Raw genomic sequence first — 21,451 nt, 5'->3', positions numbered from 1 at the left:
TCAAAGGCGTGTGCGATCTTCCGCGCGCCCCATGGACAGAATGACAGGGTCGCTTTTCTGGCGTTCCTGAAAGGCAGCTTTGCTGTCCAACCCGCGCCACCCGGCGGATATCAGGCTTTGTGCAACCGCGCCGCCCAGTGTTGTCCCAGGACCGGCCAGGACAAAGACATCCGGTGCAAAACTGCGGGCCACAACGGTCACCGCCTTGGTAAAATCATAGGCTGTCACGACCTGTGTCCCCAGCGTGTAATCACGCAAAGCTTCCGCAGTGCAGCTTTTTGGATACCAAACCGCACCCTGCCCATCCACCAGAGGAATTTCAGGCGGTTCAAAGAGATCCGTTGCCAATAGAGCGCGGCCCTGCTGTGCAACCGGCTTTTGAAGCGGAGTGTGGAAAGCTGCATGATTGGGAAGGCGCATCGGGTATCGCCCCTGAACAGGCGGCAAATCCGCCTCAAAGGCGTCCAGCCCCCGCGTATTCCCCGCAACGACCAACATACCGCCAAGCTTGATCGAAACGTGCAAATCATGGCCGTCTCGTGCATTGATCAGCGTGACCAATTCCAGCAGCTTTGCGCGCAACCCGGGTATTTCGATCCATGCCTCGTCGACGACGGGGTAAAGTGTTTGCCCACCGATCAGACTTTGCTGCATCAGTGTTCCCATTGTGTTGACGATGGTGAAGGCGTGCTCGGGGCTTGCGGCACCTGCGACAGCCAGTGCCGTGTACCAGCCCATAGAGTTGCCCGTGACAGCAACCACGTCAAAACGATCCATCAGACTGCGTGCATCGAACAGCGACGCCGCGTAGATCAGGGGTGACGCGTTCTCACCGGTTGTATGGACGCTTGGGGAAAACCGTTGCGCACCATCCAAAGCCGAAATTGATGTCTGATCCGCCTTGCCACGCGCAAGATCGAAGACGTCGAGCAAAGCACGCTCAGAAGCGTGATGCGCCGCGATATAACCAAGCTCGGTCCTGTTGTATGTGCCACGCCCGGGACAGATGATAACGGCAGTTTTTTTAACCATCTTGCTCCACCAGCTTGCGCGCAGCTTTTACGATCCCTTCGGCAGATGGCAAGGTTGCCGCATAGGCCGGCCCAGTTGCGATAAAGCAGTCTTCGGCGGTGACACGCGCCAGCTTTTTGCGCCCCGCTTCACAAAAAAGCGCCATCAAAGCTTCGGACTGACTTCCCGTGCGACGGCACTCATCCACAATGAGCACCGCATCGCAGGCAGTCGTCGCCTCAAGCAAAGCTTCGTCCGGCTGCGGGTTTAACCAGCGCATATCAATGACGCGCGCCTCAATTCCGTGCGAAGCCAGCGCATTCGCTGCCTGACGGGAAAGGAAATGACCGTTACCGTAGGTAACAATGGAAATATCCTTTCCGTCCCCGTAAACACCAACCTTGCCGAAAGTCAGCTTTTCTCCCGGATCCGGGTACCGGCACATCCACGCAGCATCCCCCGGCTCTAACAAGTCGCGCATGGGATAAAGTGCGATAGGCTCTACGATGACGACCACCCGTTGCTCTTCGCGCGCCAGCCGGACGGCCTCGCGCAGCATCATCGCCGCGTCCGCCCCGGTAGACGGACACCCCAAAATAATCCCGGGAATATCCCGCAGCACGGCGAGGCTGTTGTCGTTGTGAAAATGCCCACCAAACCCGCGTTGATACCCAAGCCCCGCAATCCGAAGAACCATAGGGTTTGTGAACTGCCCGTCTGAGAAAAAGCTGAGGGTTGCGGCCTCGCCACGCAGCTGGTCTTCGGCGTTGTGAAGATAGGCAAGAAACTGAATTTCCGGCATCGGCAGCAGGTCGTTGTGCGCCAATCCGATACCAAGCCCAAGAATGGACTGTTCATCGAGAAGCGTGTCGATGACCCGGTCCGGGCCGAAACGTGCCTGCAGTTTTTGGGTTGCACCATAGACACCTCCCTTACGCCCGACGTCCTCGCCCGCGAGGACAATTTCGCGATGTTCCAGCATCAGATCCGTCAGGGCCCATGATATCAGACGGCTCATGGGCTGCGGCTCCGACATACCACGCAGGTCGCTCCCGAAAGCATTGGCGCGCGCCTCAGCGGACGGACCATTGGTGGCAGCCCGATCCCGAGGTGGCGGGACGAGACTTGCCGCGACCTGCCGCGCTGTGCTTAGGCGCGGGCGGGTTACCGTCTCGGTCGCGATCCGGGTGCATTCAGCACCAGTCGTCTCGTAAATCTGCAGTACCTCCTGCGGCGAAAGCACATTGCGTGTGACCAGAAGGGAAGCGGTGTGCAACAGCGGATCGTCCCCCTCATCGCGGTCAATCGCCGCCTGCGCGCGGTATGACGCCTCGACATCAGAACCTGCATGCCCATAAAGCCGCACACAGGTCAGGTGAAGAAATGCGGGTTTGCGGTGTTGCCGGACATACCGCGCGGCAGCCGTAGCAACCTTCAGGGTTTCCGCCACATCCAAGCCATCACAGTGAAAGTATTTCAACCCGGGACGATTGGAAAAACTGGCTGCGACCCAACCCTGCGGCGTTGGTGTCGAAATCCCGATACCGTTGTCTTCGCACACGAATAGCAAAGGCATCGGCGCGGACTGAAAACTACTCCAGCAGGCGGCATTGATGGCCCCCTGTGCCGTCGAGTGATTGGCCGAGGCATCCCCGAAAGAGCACATTACAATTGCGTCCTTGGGGTGCGCCTGCCCATCTGGAAGGAGGCGGTGCGCAAGGCCAATGCCATAAGCTGCACCCACTGCTTTGGGCAAGTGGCTGGCAATCGTCGATGTTTGCGGGGGGATGTTTAGCGCTTTGGAGCCGAGCACCTTGTGCCGCCCGCCCGAAATCGGGTCCTCGCTGCTGGCCGCAAAGCTGAGCAAGATGTCCCACGCAGGGGTCTGACCCGGCACCTGCCCGGCGCGATGGATTTGAAATGCGGCATCCCGATAATGCAGAAAAGCCATATCCGTCGGCAACAGGCTTTCAGCGACGGCAGCCATACCCTCGTGCCCGCTTGAGCCTATGGTGTAGTACCCCTGCCCGGCTTTCTGCATCGCCCTGCTTGTACGATCAAGTTGGCGCGACAGGCACTGAGAACGGAACAAGCGGACCAGCAACGGATCAGGCAGCGCAGGCGACGGCTGACATTTCTGCGGGAAATCTCGCGCAGCGACCCGATTGAGAAATTTCTCATGGACGATGGCGGCTCGATCCATGTCGTAGTCCTTCTTTCTTTGCCTTGTTGCCCGGCGTTAAGCGCACCGGCGCGACGTTGATTGGATTCGCGGAAAAAGTCCATGAACTGCGGCAAACCAAAGCAGCAATGCCTTCAAGGCCGGATGCTTATGCGCTTGACCGCACTGGGTTGGCTCCATAACCATTTACGGGAAAGGTCGGGCTTGATTGCCGCGTCTGGTGTGACGGGTGCGGGGCGCTTTGGCAAAAAACATGTCAGTTCTGCCGTCACCGATCCGGAAAGACTGGCGACCCGGCCTGACTTTGTGAAATAAAAACAGGGAGTAAATCATGAAAATCAAAATCTTGACGGCGGGCCTGTGCCTTGCATCGGGTATGACAGCGTCTGCGGCCTATGCTGATTGCGGCGAAGTCTCAATCACTGAAATGGACTGGGCGTCTTCGGCGGTCGTGACTTCTGTTGCGAAGTTCCTCATGACGCAAGGCTACGGCTGCGAGGTCGCAGTTGTACCGACCACGACTGTGCCGGCTATGACATCGGTGGCGGAAACGGGGCAACCGGACATTCTGACCGAATTGTGGACAAGCTATACAGAGGTCTACGACGACCTTGTGGCAGAGGGAAAACTGGTAGAGTTGTCAAAAGTGCTTTCGGACGGTGGCGTCGAAGCGTGGTGGATTCCGCAGTATCTGGCAGATGAGCATCCGGAACTGACAACCCTCGAAGGCATCAAGGCAAACCCCGAGCTTGTCGGTGGCCTGTTCCACGATTGCCCATCGGGTTGGGGATGCGATGTCACCAACTTCAACAACTTCAAGGCCGCCGAACTTGCCGAAGCTGGTGTAGAGCGTTTCCAACACGGATCCGGCGAGACACTCGCAACGGCCATCGCCGCCGCCTACGAGGCCAAAGAGCCGTGGTTTGGCTACTATTGGGCGCCGACGTCTGTGCTGGGCAAGTATCCGATGGCACAAGTCCAGATGCCCGCCTACGATGAGGCGACGCACACATGCAACGGGCTTGAAGACTGCGCCACTCCGGGTTTGTCCGCCTACCCCACATCAAATGTCGTCACTGCCGCGACAACCACTTTCTCCGAGCGCGAGCCAGAAGTGGCCGAGATGCTAGGCAAGATGAGCTTTACAAACGCTCAGATGGGCGAAGTGCTTGCATGGCAGGAAGGCAATAATGCCTCTTACGAAGAAGCAGCCGTCTATTTCCTGACCAACTTTAAGGACACATGGTCGGCCTGGCTGAATGACGCGGCGAAGGAAAACCTCAGCGCTTTGCTGAAGTAACCGACAGATCACGAAAGCCGAGCGCCGCCCATCGAGAATGGGCGGCGCTTTACGACGCGGGGGTGGGACAATGGCATATTACGACGGTGTTTTCGATGCGCTGGGGTTGCGCGACTGGTGCGATCAAAATGTCGAAGACGCGCCAACCTCGATGGCCGCCCTTTTGGGACAGCTCAGCGGTGACGGAGAAGAAAACACCGAGGGCACGTTACCCTTTCCTTCATTGGATGCTCTGCATGAATCCTGCGCGCAAATCCCGCAGACGCGGGATATGACAGCAGGTGTGGAAAATGCCTTTCTTGCGGCCCGCGAGAGTTTGAAACTGGTTCTTGATCCCATCACACAACCGCTGTCATGGATGCTGGACGGGGCGCTGTGGCTGTTTACGACCACGCCTTGGTTTATCATTGTCCCACTACTGATCGCACTGACATGGCTGGTTTCGCGATCCAAGGGCGTCACTGTGTTTGTGGCGGGATCATTTTTGTTTCTCGGCGTCATTGACCATCTCGACGTGGCTTTGCAAACCTTGTCGATCATTTTTGTTTGTACAGGCTTGTCCGTGGCACTGGGCGTTCCGATCGGTATCGCAATGTCACGATCCAACGCATTGCAGCGTATGATTGTGCCGGTGCTCGATCTGCTGCAGACGTTGCCGACGTTTGTGTATCTGATCCCGCTGATCTTTCTGTTTTCCGTCACCGAGTCCAAGTTGTATGGCATCGCGATCATCTTGTACGCAATCGTGCCAGTTATTCGTCTGACGGACCTCGGCATCCGCTTGGTAGACCGGGACGTGATCGAAGCGGCGGATGCTTTCGGGATGACAAAACGGCAAAAGCTCTGGGGGGTTCAGCTTCCACTGGCGCTGCCGAACATCATGGCAGGCGTCAACCAGACGATCATGATGAGCCTTGCAATGGTCGTCATCGCCAGCCTCGTTTCGGCACCCGGTCTGGGCGTTCTGGTACTGCGTGGCATTCGAAATCTTGAATTGGGCGTGGGCATTGTGGCGGGGGTCGGCATCGTGCTGTTGGCGGTGATCCTCGACCGGGCGTCCAAGGCCGCGCTGGGGCGTATCGACAAGAACACCAAGGCGCATTGAGGAATTCGAATGAACGATATGCCCAAAGTTCGACTGCGCGGCGTCTACAAGATATTTGGCCCGCGCGACAAGCAAATGATGCAGCATGTCAATGCAGGCATGGGCAAGGATCAACTGCTCGCGGATCACAGCCATGTACTTGGCCTGCAAGACATCAATGTGGATATGCAGGCCGGCGAAATCACCGTCGTCATGGGGCTGTCAGGGTCTGGCAAGTCGACGCTGATCCGACATCTCAACCGGCTAATTGAACCTACCGCAGGCGAAATCCTCCTTGATGGTGAAGATGTCACTGCGCTGTCAGAAGATGCATTGCGGCGTATGCGGCAGACAAAGATGGCAATGGTGTTTCAGAAGTTCGCTCTGTTGCCCCACCGTACTGTGTTACAGAACGCGGCAACCGCGCTCGCCGTTCAGGGGGCGGACAGGGCCACTCAGGATGCTGAAGCGCGCAGGTGGCTGGAGCGGGTCGGGCTTAAGGGATACGAAGACCGTTATCCCGCACAACTTTCGGGTGGCATGCAACAGCGCGTTGGCATCGCGCGCGCGCTAACCGCCGGCACCGACATCATGCTGATGGACGAAGCATTTTCGGCGCTCGATCCCCTGATCCGGACAGATATGCAGGATTTGCTGCTTGAACTGCAGGTCGAGTTGCAAAAAACAATTATCTTTATCACCCACGACCTCGACGAAGCGTTGAAACTGGCGGACCACCTCGTGATCCTGAAAGACGGGGCGGTGATACAGCAAGGCGAGCCGCAAGGCATTTTGCTCAATCCCGCAGATCCTTACATCGAAGACTTTGTCAGCGACATCAATCGCGCCCGCGTGCTGAGAGTGAGGTCTGTCATGCGTCCTTTGTCTGACGTCGAAACCGAGGGCAGCGTAGAAGCAAACGACACCTTAGAGCGTTTGATTGCAATCTCGGGCGGGGATACCAACCATTGTTACCGCGTTCTGGACCAAGGAACGCCGGTTGGCATCCTGCAGATGACCGATCTGGTCAAAGCGTTGGTTCCGCGTGTGTCCAGCACAGTGGTCAAATAGCTAGCGCGCGACTGCGCGCGTCACAGTCTCCAGCGCCCCATATGCTTCAAGTTCGAGATAGGCGTCTGTCACTGCGGCACGGAAGGTCGTGTTCTGCGCAAGCTCGGTGGGAAAGATGTCGGAGAAGCCAAGCAACGTGGCAACTGCAGCTTCGGAAGTTGCCGCGCCCTCGTGCGCGTGTCGCAACTGATCAGCCATCGGGTCTCGTACATCGATCGGCGAGCCCTTCTCGTCCTGCCCGCTGACATAGCGCATCCATCCCGCCACTGCGAGGCACAGCAAACCGGGCACACGGCCCTGCGACAGGTTATCCGAAATCGTCCCAAGCAGCCTTTGCGGAAGCTTTTGTGAGCCATCCATCGCGATCTGCCACGTCCTGTGCCGTATGGCCGGGTTCTGATAGCGGGCCAGCAAAGCTGCAACATATGCCTTGAGATTCTCACCTTCGGGTTGCTCAATTGTGGGCAGTATTTCTTGGTGCCACATCCGGCGGCACAGTTCCGCAAACGCAGGTTTCGAAACCGCGTCCGCGATGGTTTCGAAACCCGCGAGAAACCCGAGGTATGCAAGCGTTGAATGGGTTCCGTTCAGACAGCGCAGCTTCATCGCTTCATGGGCCTCTACCGAACGCACAAATTGCGCGCCAGCACATGACCAGTCCGGCCGCTGGCCATCGACAAAATCATCTTCGATCACCCACTGACGAAACGGTTCGTGCTGGACACACCCCATATCTGTGTAACCTTCGGTCTGCCTGAGCTTGTCGATCAGGTCCTCCGTTGTGGCCGGTGTAATCCGATCCACCATGCTGGACGGGAAACGGCACGCATGCGCAATCCATTCCGCCAAGTCCGGCGACCTTGCCCGTGCGAAATCGAGGATCACCCGACGGGTGGTGTCACCATTGGACGGCAGGTTATCGCAACTCAAAACCGTGAATGGCCGAAGGCCCGCCGCCTGCCTTTGTGCCAGCGCTTCGACAATCAACCCCGGCATCGTTTTTGGGCACGCAGGGTTGGCCAGATCGCCTTGAATTTCAGGCGCGTCCAGCCGTAGTGCGCCAGTCGCAGGAGAGTGGCAGTATCCTTTTTCAGTAACAGTCATCGTGACAACCCTGATCTGTGGGCTGGCCATCACTTGCACCACCGCTTTGGGGTCGTCGGGTAGCACCATGACATCTGTTATTGCTTCGACCACCCGTTTGATGTCGCGGCCCGGTTCGAGACTGACCGAGGTGTAAGCCCCCTCCTGATCACCAAGCTCCCGACGCGCACGATCGCTTTGCATGCTGACCGCAATGATGCCCCAGTCGCCGCCTTGGTTCAGAATGACGTCATCGGTATAAATCGCGTTAAAGGCACGAAAGAATGCCCCCGGCCCCAGATGCACGATGCCCGCCGTTGTTCGTTCCTTGCGGCGTTTCAGGCGCGGCGCGTCGGTCATAACTTGTACGCCTCTTTCGCCAACCGATACGCCAAGTCATAAGCCAGCTCGAAGGCTTCGGTTTCACCAAGCCTCCCCGTCGCCACGAGTTCAGCCAAATAAGCGCAATCACTGCGGCGCGCTACGTCATGACGTGCAGGTATCGAGCAGAATGCGCGCGTATCGTCGTTAAATCCGACCGTATTGTAAAAGCCGCAAGTTTCTGTGGTCGTCTCACGAAAGCGCTTGATGCCTTCATAGCTGTCAAAGAACCACCATGGCGGTCCCAGTCGCAGTGCTGGATAAGCCCCTGCTAACGGCGCCAATTCACGCCCATAGGTCGTCTCATCGAGCGTAAAAAGAATAATCGTCAGCCCCGGTGTCAGACCGACTTCGTCCAGCAAGGGTTTCAAAGCTGCAACGAAATCTGTGCGCCCGGGGATGTCAAAGCCCTTGTCTCGCCCGTGGCTGGCAAACATCCGGGCAGAATGGTTGCGCCTTGATCCAGCGTGGATTTGCATGACCATGCCATCGTCCACGCTCATCCGCGCCATCTCGGTCAACATTTGGCCGCGGAACATCTCTTGTTCAGCTTCGGATGCCGATCCAGCCAGAACTTTGGCGAACAATGCAGCGGCCGCTTCCGGTTTCAGGTTTGCCGTATGGGCGCTTGGGTGTCCGTGATCACTTGCAGTAGCGCCCAACTCGCGGAAAAACGCGCGCCTGCTGCGGTGCGCCGCGAGGTATCCCTCCCAGCTTTGGGTATCCTCACCGGTGATCTCGCCAAGACGGGCAACATTATCGATAAACCCCTCAAAGACCGGGTCGACGACAGCATCAGGCCGGTAGGTCGTGACAACCCGGCCGTCCCAGCCACTATCCGCGATAGCCTGATGGGCCGTCAGTTCGTCCAACGCGCTTTCTGTCGTGGCCAAAGCTTCGATGCCAAACCGGTCGAACAGAGCACGCGGGCGGTATTCCGGCTGGGCAAGTCTCGATTCAATGCGGTCGAAATAAAACGCTGCGGTGTCAGGCCCGAACGCCACGTCGAGATCAAACACATGCTCAAACGCGTGGTTGAGCCACATGGCCGAGGGGGTACCACGAAAGAGGTGGAAATTCTCTGCGAAGATTTGCCAGATCTTTGCCGGATCCTGCTCGACCTTGCCACTGTCTACGCGCGGAATACCCAAAGCGTCTGGATCTACACCCTGACTGATCAACATGCGGAACACGTAGTGGTCCGGTGTCACGAAAAGGGCAGCGGGGTTGTCGAACCGGTCATTCTTGGCAAACCAATTCGGATCGCAGTGACCATGCGGGCTGATGATGGGCAGGTCAGCAACCGTCTGGTACAAAGCGCGGGCGATGTCTCGGGTTCGTGGATCGGCCGGGAAAAGGCGGTCCGGATCGTTCAACGGCATTGTGTTCCTCACAGTTAGTCAGGTGACACGATAGGTGAGTTGGTACAGCAGGCAAAGCCTCACTGACCATCACGTTGCGTGACGAGTTCCTGAAAGAAATAGCGCTGAAAGATCACAACAAGCAGCAAAGGTGGCAGCAGGGTCAAAACCGCCAGCGCCATGCCCGGACCACTTTGCAGACCAATAAGTTCGAGACCGCGCAAAACCGTGTAGTGCGTTTCGTCCGTGCTAAGCATCAGCGGCCAGAGGTATTGATGCCACCCGATCATGAATGCCACCACAAAAATCGCCCCGGCACGACGCCATGAGAGTGGCAGAATAAAATCGACAAAAACCGCCAAGGCCCGGCGCCATCAAGCTTTGCTGCTTCAAGGTACTGATCGGGAAACGTCAAAAAGAGCTGGCGAAAAAAAAGAGTTCCCAGCGCAATGGCCAGCGCGGGAAGGATCATACCGCCATAGGTGTTTACCAAACCGAGGGTGGCAGCGACCTCGAATGTCGTGACAAACCGGCCTTCGAGCGGCAGCAAAAGCGTCATCATCGACAACCAGAAAAGAAAACCAGCCAGCGGCAGCCGAAAATAGACGATTGCGTAAGCAGCAGCCAGAGATACGCTGGTCGACAACACGGCAATACCGGTGGCAAGGATCATCGAATTCTTCAGCATCTGAAGCGCCGTGATCGATCCGGTAAAACCTGCCTCCAGATCACCGACGGCACGATAGTTCTGCACCGCCGCCTGAGGGCTTAAGGCCCAACCATTTCCGATAGACGGAATAGCCCCCGAAGCATGCATCGACGCAAGCAGCAGCAGTACCAGTGGCGCGGCAACAAATGTCGTCCCGACGCATAGGATGGCATGGTTGATCAGCGTCCGAACAACCGCGCGAAACCGCTTCACGGACACATCACTTCAACCGCTCTCCAGTTTTTTGGTTGAATACGAAAGCATCGTTCGGCTCGAAGCTGAGCGTCAGCGTGTCGTCTATCGCGGGCAACAGCGACTGCGGTGCCTTGAGACACAATTCCTGCGCCTCTCCGTCGTCACCGAGGGTGCCACTGACCGAACCGTAGATCAGGTTTTCTCCGCCGTGTTGCTCGACCAGATCGACGGTCATCGTGAACTGGCCTGCCGGGTCTACACGCAACACATCCGGGCGGATGCCCAGCATCAGATCAGTATCCCGCGGCAGATCGGAAAACCCCTGCAACTTAACATCACCGTTGACCAACACGGTTCCATCAAAGCGCACCTGCATCAGGTTGATCTGCGGCGCACCAATAAACGACGCGACAAACAGCGTTGCAGGATTGGAATAAAGCTCCATCGGTGCGCCCATCTGTTCGACCTGCCCGTCGTTAATTACGGCAAGCCTGTCCGCCAGCGTCATTGCTTCCGTCTGGTCGTGGGTCACGTAAATGGAGGTTACATTCATGCGGCGCTGCAGCTTCTTGATCTCGATCCGCATCTGCACACGCAGTTTGGCGTCGAGGTTCGACAGAGGTTCGTCGAAAAGAAAGACCTGCGGTTCACGCACGATCGCCCGGCCCATCGCCACGCGCTGTCGTTGACCACCGGAAAGCTGGTTCGGCTGGCGATCAAGGAACTGGTCTATCTTGAGCATCCGCGCCGCATCAGTGATGCGTTTTTCAATCTCATCGGCTGGCATTTTACGGTTCTTCAGACCGTAGGACAGGTTACCGCGGACAGTCATATGCGGGTAAAGCGCATAGTTCTGAAATACCATCGCCACATCGCGCTGCGACGGTGAAACATCGTTAATGACATTTCCACCGATCAGGATTTCACCTGACGTAACAGACTCCAACCCTGCCACCATCCGAAGCAGCGTGGACTTGCCACACCCCGATGGACCGACAAAGACGATCATCTCGCCATCCTGAATATCCATATCCACGCCAAAGATCGCCTCGGCCCCGTTCGGATAGGTTTTGCGGACTTGTTTGAGCTCAACGCGCGCCATTATTTCTCACTTTCGACGAGGCCCTTGACGAACCATTTTTGGAAGATCAACACGACAAGTACCGGCGGCAGTGTTGCCAGAATGGTCAATGCAAAGGCCTTTTGGAACTGCGGTAACTCACCGCCTTCGTTCAGCACCTGATAGATTTGCTTGATGCCAATGACGAGGGTGTAGTTTTCCTCTTTCGTTGTCATGATCAGAGGCCACAGATACTGGTTCCAGCCCACAACGAACATGATAATCAGGATGGCCGCAATCATCGTCTTGCTTAGCGGCACCAGAATATCAACGAAAAAACCCCAAGCATTTGCGCCGTCAAGTTTCGCCGCTTCCAGCAATTCATCCGGAACGGATTTAAAGAATTGCCGGAAGAAAAACGTCCCCGTAGCCGACGCGATCAAGGGTATGATCAGCCCCGCCCGCGTGTCGAGCATCCCCAAGTTCGCAACCACCTCGTATGAGGGTATGATCCGCACTTCCAAAGGCAGCAACAGCGTCATGAAGATGATCCAGAAGAGCGGCACGCCAAGACGGAAACGGAAATAAACAATCGCATAGGCAGCCAGCATGGAGATGATCACCTTGCCAACAGCAAACCCGATACCAAGGATCATTGAGTTTTTGAGCATCGTGGTGGCGGTGACCTTCTTCATCACGCCGCCTTCAACGAACAGCACCTCGTTGTAGGTCTCCAAAAGATGCGGCCCCGGCCAAAACTGCAAACCCTCGCGCAAGATCGTCTCTGGCGCGTGGGTCGACGTGGCAAATGCGATCCAGACTGGCAACGTCATGAACAACGCACCGAGGATCAGGATGACATGGGTCGAGATCGGGTGCTTTTCCATCAGTAATGCACCTTTTTCTCAATGAACCGGAATTGGATCACCGTCAGCGCAAGAACCATGATCATCAGCACAACGGACTGGGCCGATGACCCACCGATATCCGCGCCTCGGAAACCGTCTTGAAAGACTTTGAAGACCAGCGTCGTCGTTGCCCCACCCGGCGCGCCTTGCGTGGTCGTGTCAATAATGCCGAAGGTTTCAAAGAAGGCGTAGGTAATGTTGATGACCATCAAAAAGAAAGTCGTGGGGGCCAGCAGAGGAAATGTAATCGTCCAGAACCGCCGAGTCGACGAGTTGCAGTCCATCGTTGCGGCTTCCTGCACCGATTTGGGAATACCCTGCAGCCCGGACAGGAAAAAGATGAAATTCACGCTCACCTGCTTCCAGACGGAAATCAGGACAACAACGAAACCGGCATCAACCGCGTCGAGCTTGTGGTCAAAGTCAAAGCCGATCGCATTCATCAGCTTGTAAAGGTCACCGATCAGCGGGTTGAACATGAGGTTACCCATCAGCCCGGCGACCGGCGGTGCAATGGCGTAAGCCCACATCAGCAGCGTTTTGTACGTGCTCGCGCCGCGGATTACCTCATTGGCCTTCACCGCCAGCAGCAGGGCAATCGCTAGCGACAAAAAGGTCACCAGCGTCGAGAAAAGGATCGTAAAGCCAGCTGCTTGCAGCCACGCGTCACTAAAAATCGTGTCTTCGTAGTTGCGGAACCACACAAACTGAGACGACAGACCAAACGCGTCCTCCAGCAGAAACGACTGGTAAATCGCTTGCGCAGCGGGCCAGAGAAAGAAGATCACGATGATGATGATCTGAGGCGCGATGAACATGTATGGGATGGCGCTGTGTTCGAATTGAACGCGCTTCATGCAGCTTGTCCCCTTGGTCTTTTGTTCTTGTTTTTGATCTGACCGGCAGCACAAAAATGCTGCCGGTCCAGGCTCAATCGCCTTAGTTGAACGTTGCGTCGAAACGCTCAAGCAGTTCGTTGCTTTCTTTTTCGATCGCAGCAAATGCCTCATCTACAGATGCGCTGCCCGAGAAGATGTCGTCGTAGTGCTTGTACATCACTTCGCGGATCTGAACATAGTAGCCAAGACGGTAGCCCTTGGTCCACTCACCTGCCGGCTGTGTCAGCTGCAGAATACCGATCTCTGCGTCTGGCGTGGATTCGTAGTAACCGTCGTCTTTTGCCACGTCATAGGCTGCATTGGTGATCGGCACATAGCCGGTTTCCTTGTGCCAGAAATACTGGATGTCAGGGCTGGACAGGAACTCAAGGAAGTCCGCAGTCGCAGCATTTTCCTCGTCGCTTTTGCCGGACATGGCAAACAGCGCCGCGCCACCGATAAACGTGCTCTTTGGCTCGGACGTGATGCTCTCCCAATACGGCAGATACGTTGTGCCGAAATCAAAGTCGGTGGAGGCTTTCAGACCACCAAAGGAACCGGAGGAGCCCAGCCACATCGCTGTTTTCTTCTGAACAAAGGCATCCTGATTGTCGCCCCAGCCACGGCCGTAAAAGCCGTAGTAGCCCGCATCCAGCCATTCCTTGACCTTCGACCAGTGCATCTTCATGTGGTCGTTGTTGTACAGAATTTCCACGTCGGTGCTGTCATAGCCGTTGTTGCCGGTTGCCAGCTGAATGTTGTGGCGGCTGTGGAAGTTTTCCGAGAAAATCCATGGGCTATGGCTTTGTGCCAACGCCTGATAACCGGCCTCCTTGATCTTCGGGGCCATGGCTTCGAACTCCTCCCATGTGGAGGGTGGTGCGTCGATGCCTGCTTCTGCAAGGATGTCCTTGTTGTAATACAACAGAGGCGTGGAAGAGTTGAACGGCATGCCGATCATCTTGCCGTCACTATCGGCATAGAAATACCGAACACCTTCGATAAAGCCGTCACCGTCAAATCCGCCTTTGACTTCGGTCATCAGGTCCTCGACCGGGATGGTCGCGCCGGGGGCGTTGATGATTGTCGCGGCGCCCGCGTCAAAAATCTGGATCAGGTTCGGCTGCTGACCAGCACGGAACGCAGCGATGCCCGCAGTCATCGTGTCTTCGTAGCCACCCTTGTAAGTCGGAACCAGAACGTATTCCTCTTGGCTAGCATTGTACTTTTCGGCAATCTCTTCGACCACCTCACCCAAGCGGCCGCCCATCGCATGCCAGAACTGAATCTCAGTTTGCGCGAATGATGCGGATGCAAAAGTAGTGATACCTGCCGTGAGCAGAACCAGGCTTCTCATTGAGTTGTCTCCCATATGTAAGAACTGTGAATGTTCACAGTTCCGGCTTTTAGGATTGCTGCATGACGTTCCCGTGACAGGCTCAGCAGATTATCGCAATCCATACCAGTACGAGCAGAATTCACAGAAGTGCCAACGCTGTCAACCTAAGCGCGCGCGCGCCACGGAAAGGTCAACCAAGCTGCACCATTCTGCAATTGGAATGGACCGAGAGGAAGAAACAATGGACAAAGCCGCAATCGGCGCGCGGAGATTTTCAAATTGGCTCCGCAAGGCTGCTTCTACCTCCTGCGTCAATGATCCGGAATCCTCGCCGTAGGCCAAACTGACATGCGGATCGAACCGAGGCGGGCGCACTTGCAAGCCCGCACTTATGTCACGCCGCAACTTCACCACGAGCGCAGGCAGTGAAACTGCAAAATAGAGAGACATGAAAAAAGCATCGCCACGCTCTAGCGCGGTGAACGTTGCTGTGACGGGCGCTAACGTCGCAATCACACGTTGGCACTGGTCCAGAGTTGCTGCTGGGGGCCCTTTCAGATCACCCAACAAGGTAATGTGTGGCACGAATGCCGGGCTTTGGCGCGCTGAGGCCAATTCCTTCACATAGTTGCCGAGACTGCTTTCCACTGGCCTCGCGAAGCGAAGCCAAACAGAATGGTCTTGTGGGCAGTCAAGATCGTGCATCGCTTTTCCCTACACACCTATTGCTGCAGCTGATCTCCGCTCTGGCCCAATGTTGCAAAAAGCACAGAATATGCCAAGCTGCCGCCATTGATCCGGCACATGCGAATTTATGAGGGCCAGCCGGTATACCCTGCCTTCCCGCCAGAAAGCAGGGCAAAGCAGGCCCCCGACTAGGGAGTTTTCAAATGGCATCTGACAGTATCCGAACCACTTCCGGCCGTGGTCGCCTCTACGACAGCATTTTGGACACCATCGGCAACACACCGGCGATCCGGATCAACAACCTCGCGCCGGATGGGGTCACCATTTACGTCAAGGCGGAATTCTTCAATCCGGCCGCATCGGTAAAGGATCGGCTGGCCGTAAACATTATCGAAGCCGCCGAACGTGACGGCACGCTCAAACCCGGCCAAACGGTTGTAGAAGCGACCAGCGGCAACACGGGTATCGGGCTGGCCATGGTGTGTGCTCAAAAGGGATACCCCTTGGTCATTACGATGGCGGACAGTTTTTCGATTGAACGCCGACGCCTGATGCGAATGCTCGGCGCCAAGGTCGTGCTGACGCCACGCGCCGAAAAGGGCATCGGCATGTATCGCAAGGCCGCAGAGCTGGCCGAGAAACACGGCTGGTTTCTTGCACGTCAATTCGAAACCGAAGCGAATGCCGACATTCACGAAACGACGACCGCACGCGAGATCCTTGCGGATTTTGACGGGCAACAGTTGGACTATGTCGTCACTGGCTACGGCACCGGCGGCACTGTCACCGGCCTGGGGCGTGTGCTGCGGCGGGACAGACCCGACATCAAGATCATCATGACCGAGCCTGCAAACGCGCAGCTTGTCGGCAGCGGCACCGCGCAAGAACGGGAAGCTTCCGGTGCCCCGGCACAAAGTCACCCGTCATGGGAGCCCCACCCTATTCAGGGCTGGACGCCCGACTTCATTCCAAATGTGCTGCAGGAAACGCTCGATAAGAAGTTTTACGACGAACTGATACCGGTCGCGGGCCCCGACGGCATCAAGTGCGCGCAGATGCTCGCGCAAAAGGAAGGGATCTTTACCGGCGTTTCCGGCGGATCGACCTTTTCCGTCTCGTTGGAAGTGGCCAAATCAGCGCCAAAAGGGTCGGTCATTCTCTGCATGCTTCCCGATACCGGAGAGCGTTACCTCAGCACACCTTTGTTTGAGGCAATCGAAGAGGAAATGAACGACGAAGAGCTGGAAATTTCTCGCTCGACGCCGGGCTGTCAGATGCCGTAGCGGGCGCGCGCGTTTTAGCCTTTGGTGTCGAAATCCACGTGGATGTGATTACCGTCCGGATCCCAAATATTGTAGGCAACCGTTCCAGCCGACGGGACCTCATTTTTGCGGTAATCGACACCAAGGCGCTGCAACGTAGCCTCAAAATTTGGGGCGTCTGTGGCGGTGAAGGCAAAATGCTCAAGTTTCAGGGCCGCCTCTGACCCGACAGCTGGCGCGCTATCAATTTCAACCAGGTGGATCACCGCATGCTCGCCTGCATAAAGCCACGCGCCCGGAAAGCCGAAATCCGGACGCCACCCTTCATGCAAACCCAGAACATCGCGGTACCAAGCAACCAGTTCCGACAACTGCGTCGTGCGCAGATTTACATGATCAAGGCGATTGATGGGCATGGCGTTTACTCCTGCGTGTCTGGGTAGGCCTTTTTAAGGTAGTCCGTCATTGCCGGACGATAGGCGTCAATTTCCTTTGCCACGGCGGCAAAACGCCCAAGTGATGCGCGGTAGGACAACACGTTTTCCGGCCAGACGACCTCTAACCCCATTGCCGTCTCAAATGCTTCAATCCATTCGAAAGTTACTGCAAATCCGCAATCGCACAACCACAGCTTTTCACCATCCAGCGGGTCGTTCAGCAGCAACAGGGACAAGGCCGCAAGATGCTTGCTGATCGCATCGCCACCCAGCCGGACAGCGCCCTGATCCCGTGATTGGTGGGCCACTTGCGGATAAAGCGCGCGCACAGCCGGCTCAAGACGCGTGTCGTGCAGGCGGCTCTTTTCGCGCGCCTTGGCGCGCAACTGCACTGTGTCCGGCAGCATTGGTACTTTTGGGAAGGCCTCGTCGAGGTATTCCGCAATTGCTTCTGAATCTGCCAGCATAAACCCGTCATGGATCATCGCAGGCAGGTTACCGGAAGGCACGATTGCCTTGTATTCCGCTGATCCATAGCCACCCGGGGGTGGCAATTCCTGCCAGGAAATACCCTTGTGTCGCATCAGAATCCGCAATTTCGCGCAATAAAGGGCAACTGGCACAGTGTAAATTGTCAGCATCGCACCGCTTTCGTCATAAAAAAGGCCGACCGGGGGGCACCGGCCGGCCTACTATCATCTTACCAGCCGTCGCTTATTCAGCCAGCAACTGCCACTTTTTGCCAAGCTCGTCGAAAAAGCCCTGTTCCTGCTTCAAGGTGATCCAGGTGTTGACGTAGTTGATCCAGACTTGATCCGCTTGCGGGAGCAGCATGGCAATCGGCGTTGGCGCGCGGCCCGCTGCCACCGGAACGATCATCAACTGGTCGTATTGTGCCACGAGCTTGTTGGCCTCGACGTTCGAAGTGATATTGGCGTCCGCACGGCCTGCAAGAACTTCTTGAAAATCACGTGCAGGTGCTTCGACGATGCGGTGCTCTGCGTCGGGAAAGAACTGCTTGACCTGCTGTTCTTGGGTTGTACCCAGTGTGGCTGCGACAGAGACGTCGCCCTTGTTCAGATCATCCCAGCTGCTGAAGCGCCCTTCGTTCTTCTTGAGCGTCAGCGGCACGGTCACCAATGAAAAGTAGCTGTCGGAATATCCGGCGGCTTTTGCGCGGCTGGGCGATACCGACGCAGACCCTGTGATGTGATACTGGCCCGAAGTCACACCGCTGACCAGCGTCTTCCAGTCAGTTGGTACAAATTCGACTTCTACACCGAGATCCGCCGCAAGCGCGGTCATAACGTCAATGTCGTAGCCCGTGTAGCTGTTGGTGGCGACGTCGCGCATGGTCATCGGGTTCCAGTCGCCAGTTGTGCCAACTTTCAACACACCTTCGGACAGGATTTCGTTCAATGCAGACTGCGCGGAAGCTTGTGTTCCAGCCAAGGCGATCACTGCCACGGCTGCCAAAGATTTAAGAAATTTCATGAGTTTCCCTTTTCGTGTGTACTTGAAACATAGTTTGACAGACCGCCCAGTGAATGCAAAGCAGGTCGTGCCGGTTTTCCCGGTTTCGGGGTAATGTCTCCGTGATTTGAGGATTTCACCCATGACACCTGCCGACACATTGATCAGCATGACAAATGTGTCGAAGTATTTCGGGGATTTTCAGGCTCTCAAAGACGTTTCTCTCAGCGTTTCACTCGGCGAACGGGTTGTCGTATGTGGCCCGTCCGGTTCAGGTAAATCCACGCTTATCCGCTGTATCAACCGACTTGAAGCACATGAAAGTGGCGACATTCGTGTGGACGGCACGCTATTAACCGGGGACGCCAGGACACTTGAACAGATCCGCGGAAAAGTCGGAATGGTGTTTCAGCAGTTTAACCTGTTTCCTCACCTGACCGTTCTCGAAAACCTCACGCTGGGTCCACAGCGGGTTTTGGGTTTGTCAGCGCGCGACGCAGAGGCCCGGGCAATGAAATACCTTGAGCGCGTCCGCATCCCCGATCAAGCCGCAAAGCTGCCACGCCAACTCTCAGGCGGACAACAACAGCGCGTCGCCATTGCACGTTCGCTGTGCATGGAGCCCAGTATCATGCTCTTCGACGAACCGACCTCGGCGCTGGACCCCGAGATGATTGCCGAAGTGCTGGACGTGATGGCCGAACTTGCCCAGAGCGGTATGACCATGGTTGTCGTGACCCACGAGATGGGCTTTGCCCGGCGCGTAGCAGACCGCATGGTTTTCATGGATCAAGGCGAGATCGTTGAAGTCGGTCGGACAGAAGACGTGTTCACCTCGCCCAAGTCCGAACGGTTCGCCACGTTCATCAAGCAAATTCTGAACCACTGAGGCACTGCAATGAGACCCATCCTCTTGTTGGTAACATCGCTTCTGTTTTTGACCGGTTGTTCCGGCAACTGGGGATGGTACGTCGTCGACCCGACCACAACGGGCGGCATGAACAACCTGCGTTTCATGGCAACCGGTGCCTACTATACGATCCTGCTATCGGTTACAGCGATTTCAATTTCGGTCATCGTCGGTTTGCTTGTCGCCCTGCCCGGTTTGTCGCGCAAGAAGGGATGGCGCACCTTCAACCGCACCTATGTCGAAGTTGTTCGCGCGGTACCCATTCTGGTACTGATCCTCTGGGTCTACTATGGCCTGCCAACACTGACCGGTCTGACCTTAAGCGTGTTCTGGGCCGGGGTGCTGGCACTGGCCTTGTCCGACAGCGCTTTTCAGGCTGAGATTTTCCGCGCGGGCATTCAATCGATTGCCAAGGGACAGTACGAGGCGGCGCAGTCAATCTCGCTCAATTACCGGGATACGATGCGCTTTATTATCCTGCCACAAGCCATTCGTCGCATTCTTCCCGCCTTGGGCAACCAACTGGTTTATATGTTGAAAATGTCGTCCCTAGTTTCAGTGATCGGAATGCAGGAACTGACCCGCAAAGCCAATGAACTGGTGGTGTCAGAATACCGTCCGCTAGAAATCTACACTATACTCGTCCTTGAATATCTCGTCCTGATCCTGATCGTATCCGCGGGGGTCCGCTGGCTGGAACGTCGCATGCAAAGCAGCGAGATATGAAACAGACAAACGAAGACCTCACCAAAGGCCCGATGCGCCAGCATTTCATTACGCTGGCAATTCCTGCAGCCTTGGGGATGCTGTTTGCCACGCTCTACAACGTCGTGGACACGTTTTTTGCCGGTCGCATCTCGACTGAAGCACAGGCAGGGCTGGCCATTGGCTTTCAGGCGTTCTTCATTCTGATGGCTGTTGGCTTCGGCCTGCAATCCGCGCTCAGCGCGCTGGTTTCCAACGAAAAAGGCGGCGGCAACCAGCGGGCGGCCCGTGGTCTCGCGGCGCAAGGCATCAGCTACGGTGCGCTTGCAACACTGGCGCTGATGGCAGTGGGCTTTGTTGCCGGACCGATGCTCATTAATCTGGTATCCGAACCCGGCGGCTACCGAGATGCGGCGCAACGGTACTTTAAATGGCTGATCTTTGCGTTGCCCGGTTTTTTGATGGCCTACGGTGCCAACGGCATCCTACAAGCCCACGGCGACACCAGATCGATGCAGCGTGCGCTGATGGCCGCTTTCATTGCAAACGTCGGGCTCAACCCTTTGTTTATATTTGGCATTCCTGGCTATTGGAGCGGCATGGGGTTTAACGGCATTGCCCTTGCAACTATCGTCAGCCAGACCGGCGTCATGCTTTTCATTCTCTACCGCGTGTTCGCGCTGGGGACGATGGAAAACGTTCGACCGACCGAATTCTGGCCCGATACCGGGTGCTTTCAGGCCATTACCGGTCAACTTCTACCGGCAAGCGCTGCGATCATGGTCATGTTCATATCAGGGTTTGTGGTGCAGTTCGCGCTTAAGGGTTTTGGCGAACACGCGATAGCGGCCTATGGCGTCGCGCTGCGGATCGAGCAAATTCTCCTGCTGCCTGTTCTGGGGATGACGGGTGCACTTTTGCCCATCGCAGGACAGAACTATGGTGCACAAGCCTACGACCGCGTGCGTGATGCGTTATTGTTTTGTTGGAAAGTCGGCTTTGCCATGAGCATGATAGCCACCCCAGCCCTTTGGTTCTTTGGCAAATATGCAATGGCGCTCTTTACCGCTGACGATCAGGTGATCGCGGTCGGCGCCAGCTATCTGAAGGTCGATGGCTTTCTGTTTCCTGTCTACCTGATGCTGTTTTCCATCAATTCGATTTTGCAGGCACTAAAGAAGCCTGTCTGGACTCTCTGGATCAGCATCTACCGCCAAGGGTTTGGCGTCGCGTTCTTTATCTGGGTCTTTGTCGGGCTGCTTGACTTTGACGTCTGGGGCGTCTGGTTTGGGATTGGCACAGCAGTCTTTTCCGGCTGGGTCATCGCGATGGTCATCGTGCACCACGTCGCACGTCAGAATGACGTTTTCCTGTTCAGCAAAACACCACGCGCAACTCAACCGTCAAGCTAAGGC

The 21,451-nt window shown here is 56.3% G+C and carries 22 protein-coding genes; 8 read left to right on the top strand and 14 right to left on the bottom strand.

Features of this window, described 5'->3' with window-relative positions; genetic code table 11:
- Both AC2D8V_RS12785 and AC2D8V_RS12780 read right to left on the bottom strand, forming a co-directional pair.
- Positions 1-1,032 (bottom strand): ACP S-malonyltransferase, encoded by a 1,032-nt coding sequence (locus AC2D8V_RS12785; protein WP_484733960.1) that lies wholly within the window; start codon positions 1,030-1,032, stop codon positions 1-3.
- The gene (locus tag AC2D8V_RS12780; RefSeq protein WP_484733959.1) at positions 1,025-3,214 is read right to left on the bottom strand and encodes a thiamine pyrophosphate-dependent enzyme; all 2,190 of its coding nucleotides are present in this window, start codon (positions 3,212-3,214) and stop codon (positions 1,025-1,027) included. Before AC2D8V_RS12780 ends, AC2D8V_RS12785 begins: the two co-directional genes overlap by 8 nt.
- A 129-nt stretch (positions 3,215-3,343) precedes the next feature.
- On the opposite strand from AC2D8V_RS12780, the gene AC2D8V_RS12775 reads away from it, so the two are divergent.
- The 4 genes from AC2D8V_RS12775 (at position 3,344) to AC2D8V_RS12760 (ending at position 6,648) form a co-directional block, all read left to right on the top strand.
- A complete protein-coding gene (locus AC2D8V_RS12775) occupies positions 3,344-3,508 on the top strand; it encodes a hypothetical protein (RefSeq protein WP_484733958.1) in 165 nt (54 codons plus the stop codon).
- Between the two features lie 16 nt (positions 3,509-3,524).
- Positions 3,525-4,493 carry a glycine betaine ABC transporter substrate-binding protein gene (locus tag AC2D8V_RS12770; RefSeq protein WP_484733957.1) on the top strand — a complete coding sequence of 323 codons (969 nt, stop codon included), beginning with the start codon at positions 3,525-3,527 and terminating at the stop codon, positions 4,491-4,493.
- A 70-nt stretch (positions 4,494-4,563) separates the two neighbouring features.
- A complete protein-coding gene (locus AC2D8V_RS12765; RefSeq protein ID WP_484733956.1) occupies positions 4,564-5,598 on the top strand; it encodes an ABC transporter permease in 1,035 nt (344 codons plus the stop codon).
- A 9-nt stretch (positions 5,599-5,607) separates the two neighbouring features.
- Positions 5,608-6,648 carry a quaternary amine ABC transporter ATP-binding protein gene (locus AC2D8V_RS12760; RefSeq protein ID WP_484733955.1) on the top strand — a complete coding sequence of 347 codons (1,041 nt, stop codon included), beginning with the start codon at positions 5,608-5,610 and terminating at the stop codon, positions 6,646-6,648.
- Here the strand turns inward: AC2D8V_RS12760 and AC2D8V_RS12755 are convergent, their stop codons facing one another.
- The 9 genes from AC2D8V_RS12755 to AC2D8V_RS12715 form a co-directional block, all read right to left on the bottom strand.
- Positions 6,649-8,091 (bottom strand): mannitol dehydrogenase family protein, encoded by a 1,443-nt coding sequence (locus AC2D8V_RS12755; protein ID WP_484733954.1) that lies wholly within the window; start codon positions 8,089-8,091, stop codon positions 6,649-6,651.
- Positions 8,088-9,494, bottom strand: a complete 1,407-nt coding sequence (gene uxaC, locus AC2D8V_RS12750; protein ID WP_484733953.1) for a glucuronate isomerase — start codon at positions 9,492-9,494, stop codon at positions 8,088-8,090. The genes AC2D8V_RS12755 and uxaC overlap by 4 nt, the downstream gene beginning before the upstream one ends.
- A 59-nt stretch (positions 9,495-9,553) precedes the next feature.
- On the bottom strand, positions 9,554-9,763 hold the full coding sequence (locus AC2D8V_RS12745) for a hypothetical protein (RefSeq protein ID WP_484733952.1): 210 nt from the start codon (positions 9,761-9,763) through the stop codon (positions 9,554-9,556).
- Entirely contained in the window at positions 9,760-10,395 is a 636-nt protein-coding gene (locus tag AC2D8V_RS12740) for an ABC transporter permease (RefSeq protein WP_484733951.1), read from the bottom strand. Before AC2D8V_RS12740 ends, AC2D8V_RS12745 begins: the two co-directional genes overlap by 4 nt.
- A 7-nt stretch (positions 10,396-10,402) precedes the next feature.
- Entirely contained in the window at positions 10,403-11,479 is a 1,077-nt protein-coding gene (gene ugpC / locus AC2D8V_RS12735) for a sn-glycerol-3-phosphate ABC transporter ATP-binding protein UgpC (protein WP_484733950.1), read from the bottom strand.
- Entirely contained in the window at positions 11,479-12,324 is an 846-nt protein-coding gene (locus AC2D8V_RS12730; RefSeq protein ID WP_484733949.1) for an ABC transporter permease subunit, read from the bottom strand. Before AC2D8V_RS12730 ends, ugpC begins: the two co-directional genes overlap by 1 nt.
- The gene (locus AC2D8V_RS12725) at positions 12,324-13,202 is read right to left on the bottom strand and encodes an ABC transporter permease subunit (RefSeq protein ID WP_484733948.1); all 879 of its coding nucleotides are present in this window, start codon (positions 13,200-13,202) and stop codon (positions 12,324-12,326) included. The genes AC2D8V_RS12730 and AC2D8V_RS12725 overlap by 1 nt, the downstream gene beginning before the upstream one ends.
- Positions 13,203-13,284: 82 nt before the next feature.
- Complete coding sequence (locus AC2D8V_RS12720; protein WP_484733947.1) at positions 13,285-14,580, bottom strand: extracellular solute-binding protein; 1,296 nt, start codon at positions 14,578-14,580, stop codon at positions 13,285-13,287.
- Positions 14,581-14,721: 141 nt separating this feature from the next.
- Positions 14,722-15,210 (bottom strand): 2'-5' RNA ligase family protein, encoded by a 489-nt coding sequence (locus AC2D8V_RS12715; RefSeq protein ID WP_484733946.1) that lies wholly within the window; start codon positions 15,208-15,210, stop codon positions 14,722-14,724.
- Positions 15,211-15,452: 242 nt separating this feature from the next.
- Here AC2D8V_RS12715 and cysK point away from each other — a divergent pair, with 242 nt between their 5' ends.
- Positions 15,453-16,532 carry a cysteine synthase A gene (cysK, locus tag AC2D8V_RS12710; protein ID WP_484733945.1) on the top strand — a complete coding sequence of 360 codons (1,080 nt, stop codon included), beginning with the start codon at positions 15,453-15,455 and terminating at the stop codon, positions 16,530-16,532.
- 14 nt (positions 16,533-16,546) lie between these two features.
- On the opposite strand, the gene AC2D8V_RS12705 is transcribed toward cysK, so the two are convergent.
- The 3 genes from AC2D8V_RS12705 to AC2D8V_RS12695 all read right to left on the bottom strand — a co-directional run bounded on the left by AC2D8V_RS12705 (position 16,547) and on the right by AC2D8V_RS12695 (position 18,442).
- Positions 16,547-16,927, bottom strand: coding sequence for a VOC family protein (locus AC2D8V_RS12705; RefSeq protein ID WP_484733944.1), 381 nt, complete (start codon positions 16,925-16,927; stop codon positions 16,547-16,549).
- Positions 16,928-16,932: 5 nt separating this feature from the next.
- Entirely contained in the window at positions 16,933-17,589 is a 657-nt protein-coding gene (locus AC2D8V_RS12700) for a glutathione S-transferase family protein (RefSeq protein ID WP_484733943.1), read from the bottom strand.
- Positions 17,590-17,662: 73 nt separating this feature from the next.
- Positions 17,663-18,442, bottom strand: a complete 780-nt coding sequence (locus AC2D8V_RS12695; protein ID WP_484733942.1) for a transporter substrate-binding domain-containing protein — start codon at positions 18,440-18,442, stop codon at positions 17,663-17,665.
- Between the two features lie 121 nt (positions 18,443-18,563).
- On the opposite strand from AC2D8V_RS12695, the gene AC2D8V_RS12690 reads away from it, so the two are divergent.
- Genes AC2D8V_RS12690 through AC2D8V_RS12680 form a run of 3 tightly spaced genes read left to right on the top strand, consistent with a single transcriptional unit; the run spans position 18,564 to position 21,448 of the window.
- Complete coding sequence (locus AC2D8V_RS12690; RefSeq protein ID WP_484733941.1) at positions 18,564-19,310, top strand: amino acid ABC transporter ATP-binding protein; 747 nt, start codon at positions 18,564-18,566, stop codon at positions 19,308-19,310.
- Positions 19,311-19,319: 9 nt separating this feature from the next.
- Positions 19,320-20,057 (top strand): amino acid ABC transporter permease, encoded by a 738-nt coding sequence (locus tag AC2D8V_RS12685; protein ID WP_484733940.1) that lies wholly within the window; start codon positions 19,320-19,322, stop codon positions 20,055-20,057.
- Positions 20,054-21,448: an MATE family efflux transporter gene (locus AC2D8V_RS12680; RefSeq protein WP_484733939.1), complete on the top strand. Its 1,395-nt coding sequence runs from the start codon at positions 20,054-20,056 to the stop codon at positions 21,446-21,448. Before AC2D8V_RS12685 ends, AC2D8V_RS12680 begins: the two co-directional genes overlap by 4 nt.
- The last annotated feature ends 3 nt before the right edge of the window (positions 21,449-21,451 follow it).

This window comes from Roseobacter sp. YIN89, from assembly GCF_057219365.1.
The sequence above is the reverse complement of the archived record's forward strand: the minus strand, read 5'-3'. Positions and strand labels throughout refer to the sequence as shown.

What these genes read in the sequence shown, in the direction of transcription:
- AC2D8V_RS12705 (WP_484733944.1), bottom strand. Translation starts at nt 16,927, where the DNA reads ATGCCCATCAATCGCCTTGATCATGTAAATCTGCGCACGACGCAGTTG.
- AC2D8V_RS12695 (WP_484733942.1), bottom strand. Translation starts at nt 18,442, where the DNA reads ATGAAATTTCTTAAATCTTTGGCAGCCGTGGCAGTGATCGCCTTGGCT.
- AC2D8V_RS12775 (WP_484733958.1), top strand. Translation starts at nt 3,344, where the DNA reads ATGCGCTTGACCGCACTGGGTTGGCTCCATAACCATTTACGGGAAAGG.
- AC2D8V_RS12725 (WP_484733948.1), bottom strand. Translation starts at nt 13,202, where the DNA reads ATGAAGCGCGTTCAATTCGAACACAGCGCCATCCCATACATGTTCATC.
- AC2D8V_RS12760 (WP_484733955.1), top strand. Translation starts at nt 5,608, where the DNA reads ATGAACGATATGCCCAAAGTTCGACTGCGCGGCGTCTACAAGATATTT.
- AC2D8V_RS12720 (WP_484733947.1), bottom strand. Translation starts at nt 14,580, where the DNA reads ATGAGAAGCCTGGTTCTGCTCACGGCAGGTATCACTACTTTTGCATCC.
- AC2D8V_RS12765 (WP_484733956.1), top strand. Translation starts at nt 4,564, where the DNA reads ATGGCATATTACGACGGTGTTTTCGATGCGCTGGGGTTGCGCGACTGG.
- AC2D8V_RS12745 (WP_484733952.1), bottom strand. Translation starts at nt 9,763, where the DNA reads ATGATCGGGTGGCATCAATACCTCTGGCCGCTGATGCTTAGCACGGAC.
- AC2D8V_RS12755 (WP_484733954.1), bottom strand. Translation starts at nt 8,091, where the DNA reads ATGACCGACGCGCCGCGCCTGAAACGCCGCAAGGAACGAACAACGGCG.
- ugpC (WP_484733950.1), bottom strand. Translation starts at nt 11,479, where the DNA reads ATGGCGCGCGTTGAGCTCAAACAAGTCCGCAAAACCTATCCGAACGGG.
- AC2D8V_RS12770 (WP_484733957.1), top strand. Translation starts at nt 3,525, where the DNA reads ATGAAAATCAAAATCTTGACGGCGGGCCTGTGCCTTGCATCGGGTATG.
- cysK (WP_484733945.1), top strand. Translation starts at nt 15,453, where the DNA reads ATGGCATCTGACAGTATCCGAACCACTTCCGGCCGTGGTCGCCTCTAC.
- AC2D8V_RS12700 (WP_484733943.1), bottom strand. Translation starts at nt 17,589, where the DNA reads ATGCTGACAATTTACACTGTGCCAGTTGCCCTTTATTGCGCGAAATTG.
- AC2D8V_RS12680 (WP_484733939.1), top strand. Translation starts at nt 20,054, where the DNA reads ATGAAACAGACAAACGAAGACCTCACCAAAGGCCCGATGCGCCAGCAT.
- AC2D8V_RS12730 (WP_484733949.1), bottom strand. Translation starts at nt 12,324, where the DNA reads ATGGAAAAGCACCCGATCTCGACCCATGTCATCCTGATCCTCGGTGCG.
- uxaC (WP_484733953.1), bottom strand. Translation starts at nt 9,494, where the DNA reads ATGCCGTTGAACGATCCGGACCGCCTTTTCCCGGCCGATCCACGAACC.
- AC2D8V_RS12685 (WP_484733940.1), top strand. Translation starts at nt 19,320, where the DNA reads ATGAGACCCATCCTCTTGTTGGTAACATCGCTTCTGTTTTTGACCGGT.
- AC2D8V_RS12690 (WP_484733941.1), top strand. Translation starts at nt 18,564, where the DNA reads ATGACACCTGCCGACACATTGATCAGCATGACAAATGTGTCGAAGTAT.
- AC2D8V_RS12780 (WP_484733959.1), bottom strand. Translation starts at nt 3,214, where the DNA reads ATGGATCGAGCCGCCATCGTCCATGAGAAATTTCTCAATCGGGTCGCT.
- AC2D8V_RS12785 (WP_484733960.1), bottom strand. Translation starts at nt 1,032, where the DNA reads ATGGTTAAAAAAACTGCCGTTATCATCTGTCCCGGGCGTGGCACATAC.